Source organism: Paraburkholderia sediminicola, assembly GCF_046026855.1.
In the GTDB taxonomy this organism is placed as follows: Bacteria; Pseudomonadota; Gammaproteobacteria; order Burkholderiales; family Burkholderiaceae; genus Paraburkholderia; species Paraburkholderia sediminicola_A.
On the sequence record NZ_JAQQET010000006.1, the window covers coordinates 145,112 to 171,430 of the forward strand.

At 61.7% G+C, this 26,319-nt stretch carries 24 protein-coding genes; 20 read left to right on the forward strand and 4 right to left on the reverse strand.

All coding sequences use genetic code 11. The features are described 5' to 3' along the window. The first annotated feature begins 293 nt into the window (after positions 1–293). Positions 294–1,880: an ABC transporter substrate-binding protein gene (locus PQR40_RS08825; RefSeq protein WP_408508778.1), complete on the forward strand. Its 1,587-nt coding sequence runs from the start codon at positions 294–296 to the stop codon at positions 1,878–1,880. 82 nt (positions 1,881–1,962) lie between these two features. On the opposite strand, the gene PQR40_RS08830 is transcribed toward PQR40_RS08825, so the two are convergent. After that, the gene (locus PQR40_RS08830) at positions 1,963–3,033 is read right to left on the reverse strand and encodes an MBL fold metallo-hydrolase (RefSeq protein ID WP_408508856.1); all 1,071 of its coding nucleotides are present in this window, start codon (positions 3,031–3,033) and stop codon (positions 1,963–1,965) included. 188 nt (positions 3,034–3,221) lie between these two features. Here PQR40_RS08830 and PQR40_RS08835 point away from each other — a divergent pair, with 188 nt between their 5' ends. The 12 genes from PQR40_RS08835 (at position 3,222) to bioB (ending at position 17,804) form a co-directional block, all read left to right on the forward strand. Further along, positions 3,222–3,626: a MerR family transcriptional regulator gene (locus PQR40_RS08835; protein ID WP_408388147.1), complete on the forward strand. Its 405-nt coding sequence runs from the start codon at positions 3,222–3,224 to the stop codon at positions 3,624–3,626. A 211-nt stretch (positions 3,627–3,837) separates the two neighbouring features. Further along, positions 3,838–5,667 carry a bifunctional isocitrate dehydrogenase kinase/phosphatase gene (gene aceK / locus PQR40_RS08840; RefSeq protein WP_408508779.1) on the forward strand — a complete coding sequence of 610 codons (1,830 nt, stop codon included), beginning with the start codon at positions 3,838–3,840 and terminating at the stop codon, positions 5,665–5,667. A 103-nt stretch (positions 5,668–5,770) separates the two neighbouring features. Beyond that, on the forward strand, positions 5,771–6,547 hold the full coding sequence (can, locus tag PQR40_RS08845; RefSeq protein WP_408231662.1) for a carbonate dehydratase: 777 nt from the start codon (positions 5,771–5,773) through the stop codon (positions 6,545–6,547). Continuing rightward, positions 6,540–7,748, forward strand: coding sequence for an acetyl-CoA C-acetyltransferase (locus PQR40_RS08850; protein WP_408508780.1), 1,209 nt, complete (start codon positions 6,540–6,542; stop codon positions 7,746–7,748). Before can ends, PQR40_RS08850 begins: the two co-directional genes overlap by 8 nt. Before the next feature lie 39 nt (positions 7,749–7,787). After that, positions 7,788–8,465 carry an SDR family oxidoreductase gene (locus tag PQR40_RS08855; RefSeq protein WP_408508781.1) on the forward strand — a complete coding sequence of 226 codons (678 nt, stop codon included), beginning with the start codon at positions 7,788–7,790 and terminating at the stop codon, positions 8,463–8,465. A gap of 36 nt (positions 8,466–8,501) precedes the next feature. Further along, the gene (locus PQR40_RS08860; protein WP_408508782.1) at positions 8,502–9,632 is read left to right on the forward strand and encodes an acyl-CoA dehydrogenase family protein; all 1,131 of its coding nucleotides are present in this window, start codon (positions 8,502–8,504) and stop codon (positions 9,630–9,632) included. A gap of 7 nt (positions 9,633–9,639) precedes the next feature. Beyond that, a complete protein-coding gene (locus PQR40_RS08865) occupies positions 9,640–10,089 on the forward strand; it encodes a YchJ family protein (RefSeq protein WP_408231650.1) in 450 nt (149 codons plus the stop codon). Between the two features lie 588 nt (positions 10,090–10,677). After that, the gene (locus PQR40_RS08870; RefSeq protein WP_408508783.1) at positions 10,678–11,952 is read left to right on the forward strand and encodes a dienelactone hydrolase family protein; all 1,275 of its coding nucleotides are present in this window, start codon (positions 10,678–10,680) and stop codon (positions 11,950–11,952) included. A gap of 1,464 nt (positions 11,953–13,416) precedes the next feature. Next, complete coding sequence (gene bioA / locus PQR40_RS08875) at positions 13,417–14,766, forward strand: adenosylmethionine--8-amino-7-oxononanoate transaminase (protein WP_408484310.1); 1,350 nt, start codon at positions 13,417–13,419, stop codon at positions 14,764–14,766. Then, on the forward strand, positions 14,766–15,950 hold the full coding sequence (gene bioF / locus PQR40_RS08880; protein WP_408508784.1) for an 8-amino-7-oxononanoate synthase: 1,185 nt from the start codon (positions 14,766–14,768) through the stop codon (positions 15,948–15,950). The genes bioA and bioF overlap by 1 nt, the downstream gene beginning before the upstream one ends. Further along, positions 15,947–16,678 (forward strand): dethiobiotin synthase, encoded by a 732-nt coding sequence (gene bioD, locus PQR40_RS08885; RefSeq protein ID WP_408484306.1) that lies wholly within the window; start codon positions 15,947–15,949, stop codon positions 16,676–16,678. The genes bioF and bioD overlap by 4 nt, the downstream gene beginning before the upstream one ends. Positions 16,679–16,712: 34 nt before the next feature. Beyond that, complete coding sequence (gene bioB / locus PQR40_RS08890; protein ID WP_408338793.1) at positions 16,713–17,804, forward strand: biotin synthase BioB; 1,092 nt, start codon at positions 16,713–16,715, stop codon at positions 17,802–17,804. A gap of 147 nt (positions 17,805–17,951) precedes the next feature. On the opposite strand, the gene PQR40_RS08895 is transcribed toward bioB, so the two are convergent. Together PQR40_RS08895 and PQR40_RS08900 are read right to left on the reverse strand one after the other, a co-directional pair. Further along, a complete protein-coding gene (locus tag PQR40_RS08895; protein WP_408484304.1) occupies positions 17,952–18,977 on the reverse strand; it encodes a sulfate ABC transporter substrate-binding protein in 1,026 nt (341 codons plus the stop codon). A gap of 182 nt (positions 18,978–19,159) precedes the next feature. After that, entirely contained in the window at positions 19,160–19,762 is a 603-nt protein-coding gene (locus PQR40_RS08900) for an RBBP9/YdeN family alpha/beta hydrolase (RefSeq protein ID WP_408231629.1), read from the reverse strand. Between the two features lie 376 nt (positions 19,763–20,138). Here PQR40_RS08900 and PQR40_RS08905 point away from each other — a divergent pair, with 376 nt between their 5' ends. From PQR40_RS08905 to PQR40_RS08930, 6 genes are all read left to right on the forward strand, one after another. Continuing rightward, the gene (locus PQR40_RS08905; protein WP_408388129.1) at positions 20,139–21,080 is read left to right on the forward strand and encodes a 2-hydroxyacid dehydrogenase; all 942 of its coding nucleotides are present in this window, start codon (positions 20,139–20,141) and stop codon (positions 21,078–21,080) included. A gap of 206 nt (positions 21,081–21,286) precedes the next feature. Then, complete coding sequence (locus PQR40_RS08910) at positions 21,287–22,213, forward strand: hydroxymethylglutaryl-CoA lyase (protein WP_408231623.1); 927 nt, start codon at positions 21,287–21,289, stop codon at positions 22,211–22,213. Positions 22,214–22,256: 43 nt separating this feature from the next. Then, positions 22,257–22,778: a YbaK/EbsC family protein gene (locus PQR40_RS08915; protein ID WP_408231620.1), complete on the forward strand. Its 522-nt coding sequence runs from the start codon at positions 22,257–22,259 to the stop codon at positions 22,776–22,778. A 4-nt stretch (positions 22,779–22,782) separates the two neighbouring features. After that, positions 22,783–23,028, forward strand: coding sequence for a DUF1289 domain-containing protein (locus PQR40_RS08920; protein WP_408388127.1), 246 nt, complete (start codon positions 22,783–22,785; stop codon positions 23,026–23,028). After that, on the forward strand, positions 23,025–23,498 hold the full coding sequence (locus tag PQR40_RS08925) for a MaoC family dehydratase (protein WP_408231614.1): 474 nt from the start codon (positions 23,025–23,027) through the stop codon (positions 23,496–23,498). The genes PQR40_RS08920 and PQR40_RS08925 overlap by 4 nt, the downstream gene beginning before the upstream one ends. Then, positions 23,495–24,415: an MBL fold metallo-hydrolase gene (locus tag PQR40_RS08930; protein WP_408388125.1), complete on the forward strand. Its 921-nt coding sequence runs from the start codon at positions 23,495–23,497 to the stop codon at positions 24,413–24,415. Before PQR40_RS08925 ends, PQR40_RS08930 begins: the two co-directional genes overlap by 4 nt. Before the next feature lie 337 nt (positions 24,416–24,752). On the opposite strand, the gene PQR40_RS08935 is transcribed toward PQR40_RS08930, so the two are convergent. Further along, positions 24,753–25,652, reverse strand: coding sequence for a DMT family transporter (locus PQR40_RS08935; RefSeq protein WP_408508785.1), 900 nt, complete (start codon positions 25,650–25,652; stop codon positions 24,753–24,755). Positions 25,653–25,766: 114 nt separating this feature from the next. Here PQR40_RS08935 and PQR40_RS08940 point away from each other — a divergent pair, with 114 nt between their 5' ends. After that, positions 25,767–26,237 (forward strand): Lrp/AsnC family transcriptional regulator, encoded by a 471-nt coding sequence (locus tag PQR40_RS08940; RefSeq protein ID WP_408231605.1) that lies wholly within the window; start codon positions 25,767–25,769, stop codon positions 26,235–26,237. The last annotated feature ends 82 nt before the right edge of the window (positions 26,238–26,319 follow it).

Here is a 26,319-nt window from a genome sequence, read left to right on the forward strand (position 1 = left end):
GCTGCCATCAAACCGAGCCGCTGCTTTCCAACGAATGGGCTCCATATGGATATGCGGATTAAATTGTTGTCGCCGCAACCACCCTTCGATAAGCTTTCGCGAAGGCGAGGACGTGCAAGGACGTGCGTATAACGCAACATCCAGACCATGCGCCAGTGCCGGAAACGTATCACAATAAAGACGACGGTCACGCTGCCCCCGGATATCGGACGGCCAGTTCCCCGTCCCTCGTCAACGGAATACAACCACACAACCAGACGCACTGCCTGACTGCGCTTGTTATGGGAGATCCTATGCGCTTCAAACTGCTCGCAGCCGCCGTACTGCTCACGGCGCCCGCGCTCGTGCTCGCCAAACCGCTGACCGTCTGTACCGAGTCGAGCCCCGACGGCTTCGATGTCGTGCAGTTCAATTCGCTCGTCACGACCAATGCGTCGGCCGACGTGATCTTCAATTCGCTGGTCTCGTACGACGAGGCCGCGAAGAAAGTCGTGCCCTCGCTGGCCGACAAGTGGGACGTGAGCGCCGACGGCCTCACCTACACGTTCCATCTGCGTCCGAACGTGCAGTTCCAGACCACCGACTACTTCAAGCCCACCCGTGCGCTGAATGCCGACGACGTCGTCTTCACGTTCGACCGCATGCTCAACGACAGCAATCCGTGGCACAAGGTGGCGGGCGCGAGCGGCTTCCCGCACGCGCAATCGATGGGCTTGCCGAAGCTCATCAAGTCGATCAGCAAAGTCGACGACAACACCGTCAAGTTCGAACTGAACGCACCGGACTCGACCTTCGTGTCGATCCTGACCATGGGTTTCGCCTCGATCTATTCGGCTGAATACGCCGACCAGTTGCTCAAGGCCGGCAAACAGGTCGACCTGAATTCGAAGCCGATCGGCACCGGTCCGTTCGAATTGAAGAGCTACACCAAAGACGCGGTGATCCGCTACGACGTGAACCCGGCGTACTGGGGCGCGAAGCCGAAGATCGACCGCCTGATCTACGCGATCACGCCGGACGCCACGGTGCGCGCGCAAAAGGTGAAGGCCGGCGAATGCCAGATCGCGCTATCGCCGAAGCCGCAGGACCTCGCCGAAGCGAAGGGTGACAAGTCGCTCGCCATCGTGCAGACACCCGCGTTCATGACCGCGTTCGTCGCACTGAACACGCAGAAGAAACCGCTCGATAACCAGAAGGTGCGCGCCGCACTGAACATGGCGTTCGACCGCACCACCTATTTGAAGGCGATCTTCGACAACACCGCGACACCGGCCGTCAACCCGTATCCGCCGAACACGTGGAGCTACGACAAGGCTGTGAAGCCGTGGCCGTACGATCCGGTGAAGGCGAAGAAGCTGCTCGCGGAAGCGGGTTATCCGAGCGGCTTCGAAACGACGATCTGGGTGCGTCCGAACGGCAGTGTGCTGAATCCGAACCCGAAGGCCGGCGCCGAACTGCTGCAAGCCGACTTTGCCAAGATCGGCGTGAAGGCGGAGGTGAAGGTGATCGAATGGGGCGAGCTGATCAAGCAGGCCAAACAAGGCCAGCATGACACGCTGTTCATGGGCTGGGCCGGCGACAATGGCGATCCGGACAACTATCTGTCGCCGCTCTTCAGCTGCAATGCCGTGAAGTCGGGGATCAATTTCGCGCGCTTCTGCGATCAGGATCTGGACAAGCTGATCGCCGACGGCAAAGCGACGCCCGATCAGGCCAAACGCGCGAAGGCGTATGAGCAGGCGCAACAGATCATTCACGATCAGGCGCTGTGGATTCCTCTGGGTTACCCGACCGCAGCGGCCATCACGCGTACGAACGTGAGCGGCTATCACGTGAGTCCGTTCGGACGGCAGAACTTTGGAACGGTGGCGGTGCAGTAAGCTTTTGCCACGCCGCTCAAAAAAAGCCCGGTTGCGAAAAGCAATCGGGCTTTTTTATCGACGTATCAACCTATCGACCCGTTCAGGCCGAGAACCGGATCACCCCATCCGCATCCTGCGTGCGCTTCAACTCACCGGCCAACCAGAGCAGATGCAAGTGCGCCAACGCCTCGCCCATCGCGAATGTCATCTGATGGATGTCGAGTTGGCGCTTGAACATGAGCGGCACGATATCCGCGGCGCTTTGCGGCTTCTCCGCACAGGCCTCGCGCACTTCCGCCAGACGCGCATCATGATGCTCACGCAATTGCTTGATGCGCGTACGCGCGCCGCGAAACGGCTTGCCATGCGACGGCAGGACGAGCGTGTCTTCGGGCATCGTCTCGTAGCGGCCGAGCGATTCCAGATACAGCGCGAGCGGCGTGCCTTCCGGCTCCATGTCGAACACCGAGACGTTGGTCGAAATACGCGGCAGCACCATGTCGCCGGAGATCAGCGTGCCCGTCTCTTCACAATGCAACGCGCAGTGTTCCGGCGAATGGCCGAAACCGGTCACCACCCGCCACGTCCTGCCGCCGATCTTCACGCCATCGGCTTCGCGCAGGCGGCGATACTGACCGGGAATCGCCGGCACAAGACTCGCGTAGTAGCTCGTGCGATTACGCAGCTTTTCAAGCGACACCTGATCGTTCAGGCCATGACGCGCGAAGTGCCGCGCCGCGCCCTCGCCACCCGCATTGGAGCCGTCGCCCGCCGCCATCACCCGTGCCTGCATATATTCGCCGAGCGTCATCCACAAGCGCACGTCCCAGCGCTTCTTGTCGCCGCCGGTGCAAATCCAGTGCGCGAGGCCGATGTGATCCGGATGGCAATGCGTGACGATCACGCGCAGCACCGGCAGGCCGTCGAGCACGGAGTCGAACACTTTCTCCCAGTTCTCCTTGATCGTGTCCGACGTAATGCCGCAGTCGACTACCGTCCACCCCTGCTGACTGTCGATTTCATCGCGTAGCAGCCACAGATTGATGTGGTCGAGTGCGAACGGCAGCGGCATACGCAGCCAGAACACGCCGGGCGCGACTTCCATCGCGTGGCCCGCTTCGGGCAGGGTGTCGTTGAAGGGATAGTCGAGTTGATGTTCGAGTGCATTCATTGTGGGTGTCTTCCTCCGTCGGCCGTCCGGCATGGCGAGGTATGCGATGCCGCACGGCGTGGTTGCGGCCCGGTCGTGACATACCGGTGCCGTATTGCGCCGTAGTTGCGTTTCGATCAAGTTGACGATAACGTAAACGTCGATTCTATCGTTCAATCCGATTTTCTGCCCGGCCACGGGATGCCCCGATGAACACGCAATACACGATCACCGAGCTCGCGCGGGAATTCGACGTCACGCCGCGGGCGATCCGCTTCTACGAAGATCAGGGTTTACTCTCGCCCAGCCGCGAAGGTTCAAGTGGCTTACGGCGCGTCTATTCGGGCCGCGATCGAACCCGCCTGAAACTCACGCTGCGCGGCAAGCGGCTTGGCTTCACGCTGTCGGAAATCCGTGATCTGCTCGACGTCTACGAGTCGCCGACCGACACCGTGCCGCAATTGCACGCTTTCCTTGCCACGGTGGCGCGCCATCGGGAAGTGCTCGAACGTCAACTGGAAGACCTGAACGCGACGCTCGAAGACCTCGCGCAATACGAAACCCAGGCGCGCACGCTGCTGGAGAACGGCGCACGCGAGACCAAGTCCGCCTAAGCGGTGATCGCACAAATATTTTTGCAGAAAGTTGTGCCGCTTAAGACATGCCAAACTGAGGCATTGAGCGGAGATAGTCTGAAAGTCGGCTAACGCCTGGCAACTTCCAGGAGGCGCCAAGGCACGAGTCGAGCGGCGCGATGCGTCGCGGGCCCACCCGGACGATACAATCGCGGGTGTCTTCACGACATGGGACGAATGCACGGTCGACATGAATCACTTCCCCAAACTGTTGTCGTCGCAGATCGGCTTTGACGTCGCCCAGACGATGCTCGAAGGATTCGATCGGCACTACCGGATCTTCCGCGACGCCGCGATCCATGCCAAAACGCTCTTCGAAGCTGCCGACTGGCACGGCCTGCAAACGCTGGCGCGCGAGCGCATTACCTCCTATGACGATCGCGTCGAGGAATGCGTCGAACTGCTCGAAGACGAATACGACGCCGAGAATATCGACGACGAAGTGTGGCAGCAGATCAAGCTGCACTACATCGGCCTCCTGACTACGCACCGCCAGCCCGAGTGCGCGGAGACGTTCTTCAACTCCGTGTGCTGCAAGATCCTGCACCGTTCGTATTTCAACAACGACTTCATTTTTGTGCGCCCGGCGATCTCGACCGAATACATTGAGAACGACGAACCCGCCGCGAAGCCGACCTATCGTGCGTATTACCCCGGCAAGGATGGTCTTGCCGCGACGCTCGAGCGCATCGTCACCAACTTCCAGCTGGAGCCGCCGTTTGAGGATCTGAAGCGCGACGTCGCGTGTGTCATGCAGACGATCCACGATGCGTTCGGCGTGTTCGACGAAGCGCCCAACTTCCAGATTCACGTGCTGTCTTCGCTGTTTTATCGGAACAAGTCGGCGTATATCGTCGGACGAATCATCAACGGCGACTTGCTATTGCCGTTCGCAGTGCCGCTGCGCCATGTGAAGCCGGGCGTGCTGGCGCTCGATACGGTGCTGCTCAAGCGCGATCAGTTGCAGATCATCTTCAGCTTTTCGCATTCGTATTTCCTGGTGGACATGGAAGTGCCGTCCGCTTACGTCGAATTTCTCGGCACGATCATGCAGGGCAAACCGAAGGCGGAAATCTATACCTCAGTGGGCTTGCAGAAGCAGGGCAAGAATCTGTTCTATCGCGATCTGCTGCACCATCTGAAGCATTCCAGCGATCACTTCATCATCGCGCCCGGCATCAAGGGACTCGTGATGCTGGTGTTCACGTTGCCGTCGTTTCCGTATGTATTCAAGCTGATCAAAGATTATTTTCCACCGCCGAAGGAAACCACCCGCGAGCAGATCAAGGGAAAGTATCAGCTCGTCAAACGGCATGACCGTTTGGGCCGCATGGCCGACACGCTCGAATATTCGAGCGTCGCGCTGCCGGTTTCGCGGCTCGACGAAGCGCTGGTGCGGGAACTCGAAAAGGAAGTGCCGTCGTTGATCGAATACGACGGCGACAACCTGGTGATTCGCCACATGTATATCGAACGCCGGATGGTGCCGCTCAATCTGTTCCTGCAAAACGGCAGCGACGACGACGTCGATCACGGCATCAAGGAATACGGCAACGCGATCAAGGAATTGATGCAGGCGAACATCTTCCCCGGCGACATGCTGTACAAGAACTTCGGCGTGACGCGTCACGGCCGCGTCGTGTTCTACGACTACGATGAAATCGAATATCTGACGGAATGCAACGTGCGCGCCGTGCCGGCGCCCCGTAACGAGGAAGACGAAATGTCGGGGGAGCCGTGGTACTCGGTCGGCCCGCACGACATTTTCCCGGAGACATACGGCACATTTTTGCTCGGCGACCCACGCGTGCGCCGGTCCTTCATGCAGCATCACGCGGACTTCTTCGATCCAGCGCTGTGGCAACGGCACAAGGATCATCTATTGAAAGGCGAACTGCCCGACTTTTTCCCGTACGACAGCAGCGTGCGCTTCTGCATCCGCTATCCGGAACGATTCGCCGATGTGGCGTCCGGCATCCCGGAGAACCAGGCAGACGAGCGCACCGTGCGCGCGGCTTGAACCTCATGCGCATCATGCGCCGCCCGCATCGTTGAATGCATCGTCCGAACCTTATGTAACGACATCGACCGGTCAATCGGTCGAGCAACCGCCCAGACTCACCATGACCATGAACGCTTCTCCCGCTGCCAATCCGCTGGCCCATCTGTTCGATAACAACGACGCGTGGGTGGCCCGCAAGCTGTCCGAAGATCCGGAGTACTTCTCGCGTCTCGCGCACCAGCAGACACCCGAGTATCTGTGGATCGGCTGTTCCGATTCGCGCGTGCCGGCCAACCAGATCATCGGCCTGCCGCCAGGCGAAGTATTCGTGCACAGAAATATCGCCAACGTGGTGGTGCATACGGATCTGAACTGCCTGTCGGTGATCCAGTTCGCCGTCGATCTGCTCAAGGTCAAGCACATCATGGTGGTAGGTCACTATGGTTGCTCGGGCGTCGGTGCGGCACTGCACGGCCGTCGCGTGGGTCTGGCGGATAACTGGCTGCATCACGTGCAGGACGTGCGCACCAAGCACGCCGCGTTGATTGAAGAGTGGCCGCTTGGCGAGGCGCGCCATCGGCGTCTGGTCGAACTGAATGCGATCGAACAGGTCATGAACGTATGCCGGACCACCATCATCAACGACGCGTGGGCACGCGGCCAGGAACTCACGGTTCATGGCTGGGTGTATGGCGTGCATGACGGCAAGGTGCGCAACCTCGGCATGACAATCAACGACCCAGCGTCACTCGATGCAACCTACAGGAGCTGCGTAGCGGCGGTATCAGCCGGCCGCGCGCACGAAGCGGACAACGACATGGTCGCCGCCGATGCGGCCCAGCTCGGTGATGTGCCGGCCATCGTCGAAGGTGTGATCAAGGAGCTTAAACATGAGTGAGACAAACATGAGCGAGACAAAGTCTGATCCGATCGTGATCGTAGGTGTAGCCCGCACGCCGATGGCGGCATTTCAGGGCGATTTCGCAACGCTAACCGCGCCGCAGTTGGGCTCGGTCGCAATCGAAGCCGCTGTGCAACGCGCCGGTCTGAAGCCTGAGCAGATCGACGAAGTGGTAATGGGTTGCGTGCTGCCCGCCGGCCTCGGCCAGGCGCCCGCGCGTCAGGCCGCGCTCGGCGCCGGCTTGCCGCTGAGCACCGGCAGCACGACCGTCAACAAGATGTGCGGCTCCGGCATGCGCGCGGCGATGTTCGCGCACGACATGCTGGCCGCGGGTTCGGTCGATGTGATCGTCGCCGGCGGCATGGAGAGCATGACCAACGCGCCGTACCTTTTGCCGAAGGCGCGTAACGGCATGCGCATGGGCCACGGCCAGGTGATCGACCACATGTTCTACGACGGTCTAGAAGACGCCTACGAAAAAGGCCGCCTGATGGGCACCTTCGCGGAGGAATGCGCGGCGTCGTTCGACTTCACGCGCGAAGCGCAGGATGCGTTCGCCATCGAGTCCCTGAATCGGGCAAAGCGCGCGAATGAAGACGGCTCGTTTGCATGGGAAATCGCGCCGGTGAAGGTGGAAAGCCGCAAGGACGACGTGACCATCGATCACGACGAGCAGCCGTTCAAAGCGAACCTCGACAAGATCCCGACACTCAAGCCCGCGTTCAGTAAAACCGGCACGGTAACGGCGGCGAACTCGTCATCGATTTCCGACGGCGCCGCGGCGCTCGTGATGATGCGCGAATCGACCGCAAAGCGTCTCGGTGTCGAGCCGCTTGCTCGCGTGGTCGGCCACTCCACCTTCGCACAGGAACCGGCGAAGTTCACCACCGCGCCGGTCGGTGCGATCCGCAAGTTGTTCGAGAAGAATGGCTGGCGCGCCGACGAAGTGGATCTGTATGAGGTCAACGAAGCGTTCGCGGTGGTCACGATGGCCGCGATGAAGGAGCATCATCTGCCGCACAACAAGGTCAACGTGAACGGCGGTGCCTGTGCACTCGGTCATCCGATCGGTGCGTCGGGCGCACGGATTCTCGTCACGTTGATCGGCGCGTTGAAAAAGCGCGGTCTGAAGCGTGGCGTTGCGACGCTGTGTATCGGCGGCGGCGAAGCGACCGCGATGGGCATTGAACTGGTTTAACACGCTGTTTCCAGGTGTTTAAGGGCTTGAGGTGATTCGATGAAGACAGTGTTGATCGTCGGTGCATCGCGCGGCATCGGCCAGGAATTCGTGCGGCAGTACAAAAAGAGCGGCTGGCGTGTGCTCGCCACCGCGCGCGACGGCGCCGCACTCGACGCGTTGAAGGCGCTCGGCGCGGAGACCTTTTCACTCGACGTCACCGCGCCCGAGGAAATCGCTGCGCTCGGCTGGAAGCTCGACGGCGAACGGCTCGACGCGGCGGTGCTGGTGTCGGGCGTGTACGGCCCGCGCACCGAAGGCCTCGAGACGATCACCGCCGATGATTTCGACCAGGTCATGCATACCAACGTGCGCGGCCCGATGCAGCTGATCCCGATCCTGCTGCCGCTCGTCGAAGAGGCCGGCGGTGTGTTTGCGGTGATTTCAAGCAAGATGGGCAGCATCGGCGACGCAAGCGGCACGACCGGCTGGCTGTATCGGGCGAGTAAGGCGGCGCTGAACGACGCGCTGAAGATCGCCTCGCTCGAAACAACCCGCGCAACGTGTATTTCGCTGCACCCCGGCTGGGTGCGCACCGACATGGGTGGCGCGCAGGCGGCGATCGATCCGGCGCGTAGCGTCACCGGCATGCGTGACGTGCTTGCGCAGGCAGCGGCGGCACCCGAAACGTTCAACGGCCGCTTCTATCAATACGACGGCACGGCGCTCGACTGGTGAGGAGACACATGAGGAGACTAACGAGGAGACCGAGCCATGGTGCTTGATCAGGATCACCAGATGATCCGCGATGCGGTGCGCACGTTCGTCCGCGACGCGGTCACCCCGCACGCAGCGCAATGGGACCGTGAGCGCATCTTTCCGAAGGACGTGCATCGCCAGCTCGCCGAACTCGGCGCGTATGGCGTGCTGGTGCCCGAGGCGTACGGCGGCGCCGGCATGGACGCACTGGCGCTCGCGCTAATCCTCGAAGAAATCGCTGCGGGCGACGGCGGCACCTCGACCGCAATTTCCGTCAACAACTGCCCGGTGTGCAGCATTCTGCTGACCTATGGCAACGACGCGCAGAAACGCGACTGGCTCACGCCGCTCGCGCGCGGCGAGATGCTGGGCGCGTTTTGTCTGACCGAACCGCAAGCGGGCTCGGACGCATCCGCGCTGCTCACTACCGCAACACGCGATGGCGACACGTACGTGTTGAACGGTGTCAAACAATTCATCACGAGTGGCAAGAACGGCAACGTCGCAATCGCCATGGCCGTGACCGACAAGGCGGCGGGTAAGCGTGGCATCAGCGCGTTTATCGTGCCGACCGATACGAAAGGCTATGTCGTTGCGCGAGTCGAAGAAAAGCTCGGCCAGCATTCGTCGGACACGGCACAGATTATTTTCGAAGATTGCCGCGTGCCGGCTGCGAATCTGATCGGCGCGGAAGGCGAAGGCTATCGGATTGCGCTGTCAGGGCTAGAAGGCGGGCGCATCGGTATCGCGGCGCAAAGCGTCGGCATGGCGCGCGCCGCGTTCGAGGCGGCCTTGAGCTATGCGAAAGAGCGGGAGAGCTTCGGCCAGCCGCTGTTTTCGCACCAGGCCGTACAGTTCCGCCTCGCCGATATGGCGACCCAGCTCGAAGCCGCGCGCCAGTTGATCTGGCACGCCGCGTCGCTAAAAGATGCCGGGCAACCGTGCCTGACCGAAGCCGCGATGGCCAAGCTGTTCGCTTCCGAAGCCGCGGAGCGCATCTGCTCGGCGGCCTTGCAGATTCATGGCGGCTACGGCTATCTGAGCGACTTCCCCGTCGAACGCATCTACCGCGATGTGCGCGTGTGCCAGATCTATGAAGGCACCAGCGACATCCAGAAAATTTTGATCGCGCGCGGTCTTGTCTGAAAATCTGATGAATAGACCATTGTTGTCAACGCAACGACCGTCCGACTGCCCCTGCGGCGGCGCTGCACCCGATCAGCGCGGCGGCGCCAAACCGCCGCGCTTCGCGCAATGCTGTGGCCGCTATATCGATGGCGGAGAAACCGCGCCGCGCGCGCTCGAACTGATGCGCTCGCGTTACAGCGCATATGTTGTGGGCGCAACGGATTATTTGCGCGCGACCTGGGCACCGCACACCTGCCCCACGGATCTCGACGCCGACCCTGCCGCTCCTGACGCGCCGCGTTGGCTCGGACTGCAGATCAAGGCCTTCGCTGAAACCAACGCCGACCATGCGACAGTCGAATTCGTCGCACGATACAAGGTAGGCGGCCGCGCCCACCGGCTGCACGAACTGAGCCGCTTCGTACGTGGTGAAGATGGTTGCTGGCGCTATGTCGACGGCGACGTGAGCGAATAAGCCGCACCTTCCAAAGCCTTACACAACTCAGCTACGCAGCTCCCAGCGTGATCACATATGGCCCTCAAACGAGGGCTTTTTTTTCGTGTTGGCTCGGCACCACAGCGCACGTGATGCGACGAATTGCTTCGTGCAGCCAAGCACCGCGAGCTGGGCGCTTTGCGGGCCTCCCGGTAGGCGAAAGTGCCCTGATCTACATGCGGCAATTTTTTCGTCGCGGGTTCTCCTTGATTGCACAAAACAAAATTGTCGTGCCAGGATGAGGCCGTAGGTTTGTGACGTCACGTTGCGAGAACAGGTCCATACCGATTCCGCAAAATGCGCAGACGCCCAGCCGGGAGCCCGTCAACAAGGGTTCGACGGCGGTTCTGGGCAGCGTGTGTGGCGCTCATCATCGGCGCGTGGGGTCGCGTCGGCCGTTTGGGTTTATCCCGTGCGATCTCGATTAGCGTGCGTGCGCTTGGCGCACTACGTACGCGAGTGTGTTTTTGTTTGTCGAAAACGCCGATGAAAGGCAATTGTTAGTGATGGCATTCGACCGACAAAGCGTCACGGTGTTCAGGGCAGGTTTTTGAGGCAGGTGCGTCAATGGTGTTCAGCAAGGTTCTGACGAAGTGTGCGGTGATGTGTGCAACGGCGATCTGCGCTGTCGCACTCGCGCATGCCGACCCCCTCGCCGACACCCAGACGGGGCCGCTCACCCGCGCACACGTGCCGCGCATCGCGCTCGACGACGATGTTTATCTGCCCACCGCCGGCCTCAACGAACAGATCATCCGCGTGCCGGTCAACGCTGACGGCACGGTCACGCTCGAAACGACGATCTACAAACCGGACGGCGCAGGCCCGTTTCCGATGATCGTTTTCAACCACGGCAAGATCCCCGGCGATCCGCGCACGCAGGAACGCAGCGACCCGTTGCCGTTCGCGCGCGAATTCGTGCGCCGCGGCTACGTGGTGGTGGCGCCGAACCGTCAGGGCTTCGGCCGTTCGGACGGCACTTATCAGCAGGATGGTTGCGACGTCGAACGCAACGGTATCGGCCAGGCCGGCGACGTCGCCGCGACGATCGATTTCATGTCGAAGCAGCCGTACGTGGACGCGATGCACATTGTGGTGGCCGGTACCTCGCACGGCGGCCTTGCGACGATAGCTTATGGTCCCGAGGCTGCGCCGGGCGTGCGGGCCTTGATCAATTTCTCTGGCGGTTTGCGCCAGGACGCATGTGCCGACTGGCAGGGCAACCTGACGCACGCATTCGGCGCGTATGGCGAGAAAACGAAGGTGCCGTCGCTGTGGTTGTATGGCGATAACGATTCAGTATGGACGGCGCCGCTGGTGGCCGGCATGTATGCCGCGTATACCGCACACGGTGCGAGCGCCAAGATGGTGGATTTCGGCAACTACAAGAATGACGCACATCGGCTTGTGGGCGATCGCGATGGCGTGCATGTGTGGTGGCCGGCGGTCGAAGCGTTTCTTGCTCGAGTGGGGATGCCTACCGGCGTGCAATATCGGGTCGAAGATCCTTCAACGCCGAAGGCGAGTGGGTTTGCTGCGGTCGATGCAGTCGACTCTGTGCCGTTTGTCGATGAAGCGGGCCGTAGTGGATATCGTAATTTCCTGCATCAGTATCCTAGCCGGGCTTTTGCTGTGTCGGATTCGGGAGCCTGGTCGTGGGCGGAAGGCGGCGACAATCCGATGTCGGTCGCTATTGCGAATTGCCAGAAGCAGAGTTCGGCGCCTTGCCGGTTGTATGCGGTGGATAACTCCGTTGTATGGGGGGCTCAGTCTTCGCAGACGGCGGAGTCTTCTTCGTCTGGGTCTGATAGTGGGCGGCCGGCTATTGCTAGTCGGTATTAAGGTTTGGGGTTTTGCCTGATCGGCGCTTGTTTGTCTGTTGGCCTTTCCTTGATCTGTTTGCCTGCTCGGCGCTTGTTCGTCTGAACGCCTGTGGCGTTGGCCTTTCCTTTGTCTGTTTGCCTGCTCGGCGCTTGTTCGTCTGAACGCCTATGGCGTTGGCCTTTCCTTGAATTGTTGTTGGTTTATTAGTGTCGCCCCTGTGCGGGGCAGGCACTTACTTCTCTTTGCCGCCGCAAAGAGAAGTAAGCAAGAGAAAGCGGCTCAAACCGCTAATTCTTAAGCGGGTCCCCCGCGCAGCCACGATAGTGGTGCATCTGGAATCTGCGCCCTCGCACATTCGACGCCAGTGACAAGGGCGTCATACTTCCGGCGGCGCTGCGCGCGCCGACGCGCACTTCATAAAACCGATGGCTGCGTTTCGCGCTCGCGCTCCATTCGGCGCTACGCCGAGGCGGCGTCGATGGCTCCCACCGCCCCTCCACGAAGCCTCTTGGCTTCCCACGCAATTCCGTCGTCGCCAAGGCAAAGCCGACGGCCCCCACCGCCCCTCAACGAAGCCCTTGGCTTCCCATGCAACTCCGTCATCGCCAAGGCGAAGCCGACGGCCCCACCGCCCCTCAACGAAGCCCTTGGCTTCCCATGCAATTCCGTCGTCGCCGAGGCGAAGCCGATGGCCCCCACCGCCCCTCAACGAAGCCCTTCTCCGCCCGCGCCGAGGCCAAGCCGACGGCCCCACCACGCGCAACCGAAGCCCCGGGTTTCCCTGGCAGACCCATCCGCGACGCACGCAGTGCGGAGTGGGAGCGGAAGAGCCCTTTGTCACTCACGCCGAATGTGCGAGGGCACGGATTCCAGATGCGCCACTACCGTGGCTGTGCGGGGGACCCGCTTAAGAATTAGCGGTGTGAGCCGCTTTCTCTTGCTTACTTCTCTTTGCGGCGGCAAAGAGAAGTAAGTGCCCGCCCCGCACAGGGGCGACACTAATAAACCAATAACAATTCAAGGAAAGGCCAAAGACCAAACAATCCAGATCAACGCAAGACCAACGCCAAAAGCGCACAGAAAACCGCGCCGAGCAGGCAAACAAATCAAAGAAATCCCACCGCCGTAGGCAACCAGACAAAACCCACAGCGAAACCAAAAACCCCACCGCCGGAGGCAAATCCCCACCTTAGCCTCAAATTCCCGCCCACAACGTCCAACTACTTTGCCGTCGTTAACTCCGTCGATTAGCGACCTTCAGAACGAATCTGAAACCACCTGCAGCGAACAGCCCCAAACCCCAGCACCGCAGGCAAAAACCCATCTCCCGCCCCAGGTGCGCAGCATGAAATAAACCGCTAATCTCGACCCCGCACGCCTTCCCAAGGCCGCGCGCAGCGCAAAGAAAAACAGCAGCGCGACTGAAACGGCCCTAAAAAAGCCAGCCGAGCAGCAGGCAAAAAAGCACTCTGGAGTACCTTTTTGGAAAACTCAGCATCCCCTGAAGACTGGATCACCCGCAGCCTGCGTGCCGTCTGGCACCCCTGCACCCAGATGAAGCACCACGAGCGCCTACCGCTAATCCCCATCGCGCGAGGCCAGGGCGCGTGGCTCTACGACCGCGCGAACAACCGTTATCTGGACGCGATCAGCTCCTGGTGGGTCAACCTGTTCGGCCACGCCAACCCAAGCATCAATGCAGCACTGAAAGACCAGCTCGACACGCTCGAACACGCCATGCTCGCCGGCTGCACGCATGAACCGGCCATCGAACTCGCGGAGCGCCTCGGCGCGCTCACCGACAACACGCTCGGTCACGCGTTCTTCGCGTCCGATGGCGCGTCGGCGGTCGAAATCGCGCTGAAGATGAGCTTCCACTCGTGGCGCAATCGCGGCTTCGCCGACAAGCAGGAATTCGTCTGCATCGCCAACAGCTATCACGGCGAAACCATCGGCGCGCTCGGCGTCACCGATGTCGCGCTCTTCAAAGACGCCTACGATCCGCTGATCCGCCATGCGCACGTCGTTGCATCGCCCGATGCGCGCCTCGCACAAGCCGGTGAAACCGCCGCCGACGTTGCGCGCCGCGCACTCGATCAGGTTCGCTCGTTGTTCGAAGCACGCGCCACGAAAATCTCCGCGTTGATCGTCGAGCCGCTCGTGCAATGCGCAGCCGGTATGGCGATGCACGATGCGTCGTATATCGCCGGCTTGCGCGCGCTCTGCGATCAGTACGGCGTGCATCTGATCGCCGATGAAATCGCCGTGGGTTGTGGACGCACGGGTACCTTCTTCGCATGCGAACAAGCCGGCATCTGGCCAGACTTCCTGTGTCTGTCGAAAGGCATCAGCGGTGGGTATCTGCCGCTGTCGATCGTGCTGTCGCGCGATGAAATTTTCGAAGCCTTCTATCACGACGATACCGCGCGCGGCTTCCTGCACTCGCATTCGTACACGGGCAATCCGCTCGCGTGCCGCGCGGCGCTCGCCACGCTCGATCTCTTTGCAAGCGACAACGTGCTCGCCGTCAACGCGCAGAAATCCGCGAAGCTGAAGTCGGCGCTCGCGCCGCTGGCCGAACACAAGCACGTGCGCAATCTGCGCCAGTGCGGCACGATCTTCGCATTCGACGCAATCATCGACGACGCTCAGCAAGCCAAAACATTTTCGCGCCGCTTCTTCGAAAACGCGTTGCAGCGCGAACTGCTGCTGCGCCCGATTTCGACCACGGTGTATCTGATGCCCCCTTATATCCTCGACGACGAAGAAATCGCGCTGCTCGCCTCGCGCACACGCGAGACCTTTGAAGCGACGCTTGCGGAGACCCGCTAATGCAATTGCTCGACACGCTCACACAAGGCCTGAAGGAAATCGATGAACGCGGCCTGCGCCGCCGTCGCCGCATCGCCGACACGCCGTGCGCCGCGCACATGACGGTCGACGGCCGCGAAATCATCGGCTTCGCCAGTAACGACTATCTCGGCCTCGCCGCGCATCCGCAACTGATTGCGGCGATCGCGGAGGGCGCGCAGCGCTATGGCGCGGGCAGTGGCGGCTCGCATCTGCTCGGCGGCCACTCGCGCGCGCATGCGCAACTGGAAGACGATCTCGCCGAATTCGTCGGTGGATTCGTGGATACGCCGCGCGCGCTCTATTTCAGCACCGGCTATATGGCGAATCTCGCGACGCTCACCGCGCTCGCGGGCCGTGGCACGACACTCTTCTCCGATGCGCTGAATCACGCATCCCTGATCGACGGTGCGCGCCTGTCTCGTGCGGATGTGCAGATCTATCCGCACTGCGATATGGAAGCATTGAGCGCGATGCTCGACGCGTCGGACGCCGAAGTCAAAGTGATCGTCTCCGATACGGTATTCAGCATGGATGGCGATATCGCGCCCTTGCCACGCCTGCTCGAACTCGCGGAACAGCACGGCGCGTGGTTGATCGTCGACGATGCACACGGCTTCGGTGTGCTCGGTCCGCAAGGCCGCGGCGCAATCGCCCAGGCCGCACTGCGCTCGCCGAATCTGATTTCGATCGGCACGCTTGGCAAGGCCGCAGGTGTTTCAGGCGCTTTTGTCACCGCTCACGAGACCGTGATCGAATGGCTCGTGCAGCGCGCGCGTCCGTACATCTTCACGACCGCTTCGGTTCCCGCTGCGGCGCATGCGGTGTCGGCGAGTCTGCGCATCATCGGCGGCGAAGAAGGTGACGCGCGGCGCGCCCATCTCCAGCGACTGATCGAACGCACGCGCGCGATGCTAAACGCCACGCCGTGGCTGCCGGTGGATTCGCACACTGCCGTGCAACCGCTGATCATCGGCGCGAACGATGCCACGCTCGATATCGCGGCTACGCTCGATCGCGCCGGTCTCTGGGTGCCGGCGATCCGTCCGCCGACCGTGCCAGCAGGGACGTCGCGACTGCGCATTTCGCTTTCCGCCGCGCATTCGCAAGCGGATCTCGATCGGCTCGAAGCGGGCTTGCAACAACTCGGGGCGAAGGCAGCATGATTGGCTCGAGTCAAAGCGCGCTGTCCCTATTCGTCACCGGCACCGATACGGAAATCGGCAAGACATTCGTCTCCGCAGCGCTTCTGCGCGGCTTCGTTCGCGAAGGCCTGCAAGCCGCCGCGATGAAGCCGATCGCCGCGGGCGCATTCGAAGTCGACGGCGTCTTGCATAACGAAGACGCGGATCAACTCGACGCAGCGTCGAGCGTCCTGCTGCCGCCTGCGATTCGCACACCGTATCTGTTGAAGGAACCCGCCGCCCCACATATTGCCGCCGCACTGGAAAACGTCACGTTCGATCTCGACCACATCGTCGATTGCCATGCGCAAGCGCTGGCGAAAGCGGATGTGGTCGTAGTCGAAGGCGTCGGTGGTTTTCGCGTGCCGCTGACCGCAACGCAAGACACCGCCGACCTCGCCGTCGCGCTGAACCTGCCGGTCGTTCTGGTGGTCGGCATGCGCCTTGGCTGCATCAGCCATGCGTTGCTCACCGCTGAAGCGATCGCCGCGCGTGGGCTGACGCTTGCCGGCTGGGTGGCAAATCGCATCGATCCCGACATGACGTTCCCCGATGAAAACATCGCATCAATTCGCGAGCATCTTGCGCGCGAACACGACGCGCCTCTGCTCGGCATCGTGCCGCATTTGAACCCGGCTTCGCCCGAGCTCGCGGCGGATCAACTCGACATCAACCGGCTCCTGCAGACGCTGCGTCAAGCGCAGCGCTGAAAAACCATCACATCCATCCATGAGGATTGACGACATGACGCAATTGAACATCGCTCCGGCGCAAGCCGACACGGCCGCCGCCAACAACAACGCCGCAGCGGGCGCCAAGCCGGTTGCCAAGTGGCGCGTCGCCGACATCGTCGCGTTGTACGAACTGCCGTTCAACGACCTGATGTTCCGCGCGCAGCAAACCCACCGCGAACATTTCGACGCCAACACAGTGCAACTGTCGACGCTGCTGTCCATCAAGACAGGCGGTTGCGAAGAAGATTGCGCGTACTGTCCGCAGTCGGTGCATCACGACACGGGCCTGCAGGCCGACAAGCTGATGCCGGTCGATGAAGTCCTGGCCGCCGCCAAGGTCGCCAAGGAAAACGGCGCGACGCGCTTCTGCATGGGCGCGGCCTGGCGCAATCCCAAGGACCGCCACCTCGAGCCGATCAAGGACATGATCCGCGGTGTGAAAGCGATGGGGCTCGAGACCTGCGTGACGCTCGGCATGCTCGAAACGCATCAGGCGCAAGGTCTGCGCGAAGCGGGTCTCGACTACTACAACCACAACCTCGACACGTCGCCGGAGTTCTACGGCCAGATCATTTCGACGCGCACGTATCAGGACCGTCTCGACACGCTGGAGCGCGTGCGCGATGCGGGCATCAACGTGTGCTGCGGCGGAATTGTCGGTTTGGGCGAATCGCGCCGTGAGCGCGCCGGCCTGATCGCGCAACTGGCGAACATGGAGCCGTATCCGGAATCGGTGCCCATCAACAACCTGGTGCAAGTAGAAGGCACGCCGCTGAGCGGCACCGAAGCAATCGATCCGTTCGAATTTGTACGTACCATTGCGATTGCACGCATCACAATGCCGCGCGCGATGGTGCGTCTGTCAGCAGGCCGCGAGCAGATGGACGAAGCGTTGCAGGCCTTGTGTTTTCTGGCTGGCGCGAACTCGATTTTCTACGGCGACCAGTTGCTGACCACCAGCAACCCGCAAGCCGAAGCGGACCGCAAGCTGCTCGAACGCCTCGGCATTCGCGCGGAAGCGGCGCAGCAAATGCCGCTGGATCAGAGCAGTTGCGAGCATAGCTGCGCGCATGATCAGAACGCGCACGCTGCGCCGAACTGAAGAACCACATGCACCCGGCGCATGATAAGCATGCGCAATAAAAAAGGCCGCCTCGCAAAGAACTGCCCCCTCGAAGTTGGACATTCGTCCAGCGATCTGGAGGGCCGTTCGGAAACGAGGCGGCCTTTCTACTTCTGAGGCGGAGATTTACTTCCTATCCACAATGATCTGATCGAACGTCCCGCCATCAGAGAAATGCGCTTGCTGCGCTTTCTGCCAGCTGCCGAACATCTCTTCAACGGTGAACGTCCTGATCGGCTTGAACTCCGTCGCATGCTTCACGAGTACGTTCTTGTCACGCGGACGCAGATGATGCTCAGCAATGATTTCCTGCGCAGCCGGCGACCAGAGATAGTCGAGATACGCCTGCGCTTCCTTGCGCGTGCCACGCTTGTCGACCACCTTGTCGACGATCGACACCGGCGGCGCAGCCAGCAGGCTCACCGACGGATACACCGCTTCGAAATTGCCCGCGCCCACACCCGTGTCGATCAACGACACTTCGTTTTCGAACGTCACCAGCACGTCGCCAATCCCGCGCTGCGTAAACGTGGTCGTCGCGCCGCGGCCGCCCGTGTCGAGCACCGGCACATTTTTGAAAATCGCCTTTTCGAAGTCGAGCGCCTGTGCATCGGTGCCGCCGTGTTGCTTGCGATAACCCCATGCCGCCAGATACGCGTAGCGGCCGTTACCCGACGTCTTCGGATTCGCGATCACCACTTGCACGCCAGGTTTGGCAAGATCGTCCCAGTCCTTGATGTGCTTCGGATTACCCTTGCGCACGAGGAACACCATCGTCGTGGTGTACGGGGCGCTGTCGTCCGGCAAACGCGTGCGCCAGTTGGCGGGCACCAGTTGGCCCTTTTCGGCAAGCAGGTCGATGTCGTTCGGCTGGTTCATCGTCACGACGTCGGCCTGCAGTCCTTGCAATACCGACAGCGCCTGAGCGCTCGACGCACCATGCGACTGGCGAATCGACACAGTCTCGCCGCTCTTCTGCTTGTATGCCGTGATGAAGCCGGCGTTGATGTCCTTGTACAACTCGCGCGTCACGTCGTACGACACGTTGAGCAGCGACGTGTCCGCGTGCGCCGTCGAGATGCCGCCGAGCGCGAGCGTCATTGCCGTCACGCCGGCTGCGAACCAGCGCGATGTCCCCGTCTTGCCTGCCATCTTGTCCCCGCCTTTCGATGATAAAAATCTGTGGCCGCACAAACGTGCAGCGTGAAGCGGGATTCTAACGGATCGCTTACTTGTTCACTCGCGCTCAATTGGGCGCTCAGTTGTGCATCTGACTACGCAATCACCTCATCCGCAATCGACACCCAAACGCCGGACGCAGCACTCACACCCACTCAAACGAACGCGTGCTGTGCGACTTCGAATGTCTCCTCGCGAAAGCGCAGCGGCGCCGCGCAATGCACCAGCGTGTCGACAAAATACTTGGCACGCGGCCACGGTCCGAATCCCGCCGCGGTATTGATGTGTCCCGCGTCGCCGAGATTGACGAATGCGCTGCCGAAACGCTGTGCGAGATCGCGCGAACCCGCGAGCGGCATCCACGGGTCGGTTTCGCTGCCGATCAGAATCGACGGCACGCCGAGACGCCGTGCGTCGAATGGTCCGGCGAAGGCGAATTTCTCCGGGCTCGCAGGCGCGACGAACAGCACGCCGACCACATCGTTCGCATACGAGGCCTGCTGCAGCGCATACGCGGTCGCAAGGCAACCGAAGCTGTGAGCGGCCAGCACGAACGGCCCCCGTTCGCGCGCAATCAGATCGCGCAGCGACTTCGCCCAGAGGGCGATGTCCGGGGCGTCCCAGTCAGCCTGTTCGACGCGCAGGGAGCGCGCGAATTGCCGCTCAAGCCATGTTTGCCAGTGCGCGCCCTCGCTGCCGTGCAGGCCGGGAACGGTGACGAGCCGCGGCGGCCATGTCGATTTGGTGCATGAAAGCATGTCTGTCCCTCGCTGCCGGAATCCGGAAAATGATTGTCCCGCCAGGCGCCGCAAGGGTGAACCAAGTTTTTGTGCTTTGGTTATGGGGTGAATGCGCGGCCAGATCGCTTCGCCCTGCCCCGCCGTGGTCGTAGCCGTGGTCCGCGGCTCGATGCGAGCCAGGCCAGGGAACGTGGGCGGGCCAGAGGCTCAGGCCAAAACAGCACGCCCGTGCGCAAACGCACGCGATTCGCGTCGAAAAAGTAGAATGAAGCCTATCCATAAAAGGAGGAGGCCCCATGCCGCAAGCGTCGTCTGAAGCGCCACGGGCATTGCCGCCGTACTTTCGGGCCTTTCCCGCCATCAGACTCGACAACGCACGCGCCTTCCGGACCGTATGAAAATCCTCTTCTACATGCCGCATGCCGACGCCGCCGCGTGGCTTCACGATTTCGCCCGTGCGCTACCGGAAGCCGATCTGCGCGAATGGCAGACGGGCGACACCGAACCGGCCGACTTCGCGGTCGTTTGGCGGCCGCCACGTGAGATGCTGGCCGGCCGCGACGATCTGCGCGCGATCTTCAATCTCGGCGCAGGCGTCGATGCGATCCTCGCGCTCGAACACAAGCAACCCGGCACGCTGCCGCGCAACGCCCAGTTGATCAGGCTCGAAGACACCGGCATGGCGCCGCAAATGGCCGAATATGTGACGCATGCGGTGCTGCGCTACCTGCGCCGTTTCGACGAATACCAGACGCTGCAAGGCGAGCGCCGCTGGGAAGTGCTCGATCCGCATCCGCGCGAGACCTTCACTATCGGCGTGCTCGGTCTCGGCGTGCTCGGTGCGCATGTCGCACAAGCGGTCGCGGCGTTCGGCATGCCGGTGCGCGGGTATAGCCGCAGCGCGCGGCAAATCGACGGCATCACGACTTTCGCAGGCGTTGCGCAGCTCGATGCTTTCCTCGACGGCGTGAAAGTGCTGGTGAATTTGCTGCCGCATACGCCTGATACGGGCGACGTGCTGAACAAACACACCTTTTCGAAGCTCGCGAAGGGTGCGTATCTGATCAACGTCGCACGCGGCGGCCATCTGGTCGAACAGGATCTGCTCGAAGCGCTCGCAAGCGGCCAGCTCGCCGCCGCGACGCTGGACGTGTTCCGCGAAGAACCGTTGCCAGCCGATCATCTGTTCTGGCAGGAGCCGCGCATCACGATTACGCCGCACGTGTCCGCGCTCACATTGCGCGAAGAAAGCGTCGCGCAGGTCGCACGGAAAATGGCGGCGCTGATGCACGGCGAAACGGTGACCGGCGTGGTCGATATCGAGCGTGGATACTGAGCGCGGAGACTGAACACATCTATCGAGCACGGGTTTTGAACACTACCACCGAAGCCAACTGAGCAACTTGAAGGAGCGCCGCCACGCGCGGGCTTATTGCATGGGACCGGAGTAGCGCGCTAAAGCGCAAACTCCGGTCGACAGCTTTGCATGGGACCGGAGTAGCGCGCTAAAGCGCAAACTCCGGTCGACACAGGAGACACATCATGGCATTGCCCCAACACGTCAAAATCGTCGAAGTCGGTCCGCGTGACGGACTGCAGAACGAGAAAGAATTTGTCCCCACCGCGATCAAGATCGAGTTGATCAACCGCTTGTCCGCAGCGGGTATCCGCAACGTCGAAGCCGCGTCGTTCGTATCGCCGAAATGGGTGCCGCAGATGGCCGACGGCGCCGACGTCATGGCCGGCATCGAGCGTCGCCCCGGCACGATCTACTCGGTGCTGACGCCGAATCTGCGCGGTTTCGAAGGCGCACTCGCCGCGCGCGCGGACGAGATCGTGATCTTCGGCGCCGCCAGCGAAGCGTTCTCGCAGAAGAACATCAATTGCAGCATCGCGGAAAGCATCGATCGATTCGCGCCGGTCGCGCAAGCGGCCAAGGAACACGGCCTGCGGATTCGCGGCAGCGTGTCGTGTGCGCTCGGGTGTCCGTATCAAGGCGAAGTGCCGGTGGCGTCTGTGGTCGATGTGGTCGAACGTTTCGCGGCCCTCGGCTGCGATGAGATCGATATCGCGGATACGATCGGCGTCGGCACGCCGAAACGCACACGTGAAGTGTTCGAAGCGGTCACCAAGGTATTCCCGCGTGAACGACTGTCGGGTCACTTCCACGACACCTACGGTCAGGCGCTAGCGAACATCTACGCCGCGTTGCAGGAGGGGATCGAGATTTATCACGCTTCAGTCGCGGGACTCGGCGGCTGCCCGTATGCGAAGGGCGCGACCGGCAACGTCGCGACCGAAGACGTGCTGTACCTGATGAACGGCCTCGGCATCGAAACCGGTATCGACCTCGCGCAAGTTGTCGCGATCGGCGATTTCATTTCGACGTCGATCGGCCGGCCTAACGTCTCCCGGGCCGGCAAGGCCTTGCTTGCCAAAGCGCGCAGCGAACAGGCCAACTGCGTTTGATTGCCGCTACTCATCTCGCCAATCTTTGAGGACCTGAAAAACAATGACGGACCACGCTTCCCCCGATTCCGACGATCTCGCCGCGTTGCCTGACTCCGCACGCCGCGTCGCACTGTTGTTGCGCGAGCGCGGCCACGCGGGACGGATCGTGATGCTGCCGGAAACCGGCAAGACCTCCGCGGAAGCCGCAGCCGGTCTCAGTTGCTCGGTTGCACAGATCGCCAAGTCGATCCTGTTTCGCCGCCGCGAAGACGACGCACCGGTACTGGTGATCGCGAGCGGCGCAAATCGCGTCGACGAAAAAAAGGTCGCGGCGCAAGTCGGCGAGATTGGCCGTGCGGATGCGAAGTTCGTCCGCGAGAAAACCGGTTATGCGATCGGCGGTGTGTGCCCGATCGGCCACGCCACGGAACCGGTCACGCTGATCGATGCCGATCTGCTGGAACTCGACAGCCTGTGGGCCGCAGCAGGTCATCCGCATGCGGTGTTCAATCTGACGGCGCAGGAATTGATCGCGTTGACGGGTGCGCCGGTGATCGACGTGGCGTTGCGCGAGACGGTGTGAAGCCATGACAGCGGGTATCGATAACGAAGACGACGAGGCTGCCGTGCCATCACCCTGCATCAGTGTGTGCAAGATGGACGCTTCGACCGGTTGGTGCGAAGGCTGCTTGCGCACGATCGACGAAATCGCCGGCTGGTCCTCGTTCGACGACGACGCGAAGCGCACGATCTGGGACGCGATCGAGGAACGTCACGCAGAGTTCATGGCAAAGCAGGCCAATCCGGCAAACCCGCCTGGGGTGCAACGATGAACGCAGCCCCGCGTATCGTGACGATCGGCGAGACGTTCAGTTCAACGCTGGAACTTTCGGCCGAATCGGTGAAATCGTTCGCCACGCTCGTCAACGACTTCAACCCGTTGCATCACGACGATGCATACGCCGCGCAAAGCCGCTTCGGCGGTTTGATCGCGTCTGGCACGCAACCCAGCGCGTATTTCATGGCGCTGCTGGCGACGCATTTTTCGACCTACGCGCAACCGCTCGGACTCGAGTTCGATATCAAGCTGAAAAAAGCCGTCCACGCGAACGATACGCTGACGATCACCTGGCAAGTGCGCGACGCTTACTGGAAGCCGAGTCTGAACGGCGATCTGACGCATCTCGAAGGGACCGTGGTGAATCAGCGCGGCGACACCATGTTGATCGGCACGTCGACGATCCTGGTGATGCCGAAACCGGACACGCCGGCACATTCAAGCGCGGACACAAGCACACCATGATCACGCTACCTGAATCGATCCGGGTCTTCGAACGCGGCTGGCTGTCGTCGAACAACGTGCTGCTGGTCGACGACACGTGTGCCGCACTCGTCGATACCGGTTACGCGACGCACGCGCCGCAAACCCTCGCGCTGGTCAAGCAAACGCTCGGCGCGCGGCCACTCGATCTGATCGTCAACACACATCTGCATTCGGATCACTGCGGCGGCAATGCGCTATTGCAGTCGACCTGGCCATGCCGTACCGCAATTCCCGCCTCCGAAGCCGACGCGGTGCGCGAGTGGGACGAAGCCCGTCTGACGTTTCGCGCCACCGGCCAGCATTGCGAGCGCTTCACCTTCACCGGGACGATCGCGCCCGGCGCGCAACTGCGGCTCGGTGCGCTCGATTGGCAAGTGCTCGGCGCACCGGGCCACGATCCGCATTCGTTGATGCTGTATTGTCCGGACGAGCGCATTCTGATTAGCGCGGACGCTCTGTGGGAAAACGGCTTTGGCGTGATTTTTCCTGAGCTGGAAGGTGAAAGCGGTTTCGCCGAAGAACAGGCGGTGCTCGAAGCCATTGTGAAGCTCGACGTGCGGCTCGTGATCCCCGGCCATGGCGCGCCCTTCACGAACGTCGAGCAGGCGCTTGAACGAGCGTTTTCGCGCGTCGCGTGGCTGCGCACCGATCCGGCGCGTAATGCGAAGAATGCGTTGAAGGTGTTGATCGTGTTCAAGCTGCTCGAAGTCCGCGCGATGCGCTTCGACACTTTGCTGCAGATGCTCGACGATGCCGCCGTGATGCGCGCCGCCGCCGCAATGCTCAAGCCGCGTGGTGAATGGCCCACCTTGGTGCACACGATCGTCGAGGAGCTGGCGGCGAAAAACGGGCCATTGGAAATCGATGGCGAGCGCGTCGTAGCGCGCCCGGCGTGACATGCACGGGGCGGTGGCAAGCGGCGTACGACACACGAAAACACTAAAACCGTCACCACAAAAAGAAAGCCGCTCGACTATCAAGGCGAGCGGCGGAAATTCTGTCGGACGTGATCAGCGTCGATGTGAATCATACGCGCGCCGGTTTTTTGACCGCATCAGTGATTTCCCTACAGAAGCTTGACGCCGCCTTGTAAACCCGCATACAGACCACGTTACGAAGCCCCGTAGTTGCGCAAGTTCGGCGTCATTGGTCCGTCTATATGAACAAAGCAGCGCTGCGGTTGCTCCGGAATCCATATTATCGGCGGCCGATCCATCGGCACCGCCCCTTGCATCAGGTCGAAGATAAACGTTTCTGGGGCACAATCCGCCAGCCGAGATTGACGCCGGCGGCCGCGACCAGAATCAGCACCGCACCGAGCACCTGAATCCACGCGAGCTTCTGCCCGAACGCAACCCGGTCAACAATGATCGCCACCACCGGATAGATGAACGACAACGCGCCGGTCATCGAGGTCGGCAGCTTCTGGATCGCACCGTAGAGCAGCACGTACATGAGCCCGGTGTTGACGATCCCGAGCACGATCAGCTCGAGCCACTGCGCGCCGCTAGTCGGCAGCGCATCGAAGCGCGCGAACGGCGCCAGCATCACGACGCCGAGCGACACCTGGATCAGCGCAATCAGATGCGGCGGCGTGCCCTTCAGGCGCTTTGTGATGATCGATGAGACCGCATACATCGCCGCGGCACCCACGGCATAGGCGACACCGACCAGATACTGCCCCGGCACCGCCAATACCGCCGGCTCGACCTTCACCACGAACACGAGGCCAATAAACGCGACCACGAGCCAGGCCACCGTCGACGCGCTGACGCGCTCGCGAAACACCAGCGCGCCGAGCGCGACCAGCATGAAAGGTTGTGTGTTGTAGACGGCGGTTGCCATCGAAATCGAAGCGCGCGAATAGGCTGCGAACAGCAACACCCAGTTGATGACGATAGCCGCGCCGCCGAGTAGCGCGAGGCCGAGCATCTTCCAGGAAAAGAGCTTGCGCCTGAACAGGCCGAGCACGGCGCATACGAGCGCCAGCGTCGCCCCGCCGAAGATGCAGCGAAAGAACACCACGTTGAACGGGCCCTGCTGCGACGACACCACCAGCCAGCCGATGGTGCCGGACATCAGCATGGCCATGGTCATTTCCGCCGCGCCGCGGCGAATTTCGTTTGACGCCATGATTCGATCCTCGAATTGATTCCTGCATGAGAAGCAGTGTAATTAATCCAATCGCCCGAATACATGGCTAAACTTAAGACTTCCTGCAAAGGAACCTAATAATCGAAGGCCATCATGACCAAACGCCTTGCCCCCGCCACACCTGCGACACTCGATGAAACCGACCGCGCGCTGCTCGCCGCGCTCGCGCTCGACGCCCGTCAGCCGGTCAGCGAACTGGCCCGTCTGGTTGGCCTTTCGGCACCGAGTACGGCGGAACGCGTCCGAAGGCTCGAAGCGCAAGGTGTGATCGAGGGCTTCACCGTGCAGATCGATCCGCGCGCGCTCGGCTTCACGTTACAGGCAATCGTGCGCGTGAAGCCCTTGCCTGGGCAGTTGCATCTGGTGGAAGACGTGATCCGGCGAATTCCGGAGTTTGTCGAATGCGACAAGGTGACCGGCGACGATTGCTTCATCTGCCGCCTGGTTCTGCATTCGATCGAGCAACTCGACGAGATTCTGTCGAAGGTCACCGAGCGCGCGGAGACCAGCACCGCAATCGTCAAGTCGACGCCGGTCGCGCGCCGCTTGCCGCCGCTAGGCTGAGCGATACACGCGGCCGCGTCGCCTTCGCCTCACGCTCGAGCAAAACTGTGGCCGCATCGCGCGGTGAATGAAACGGCGGCCG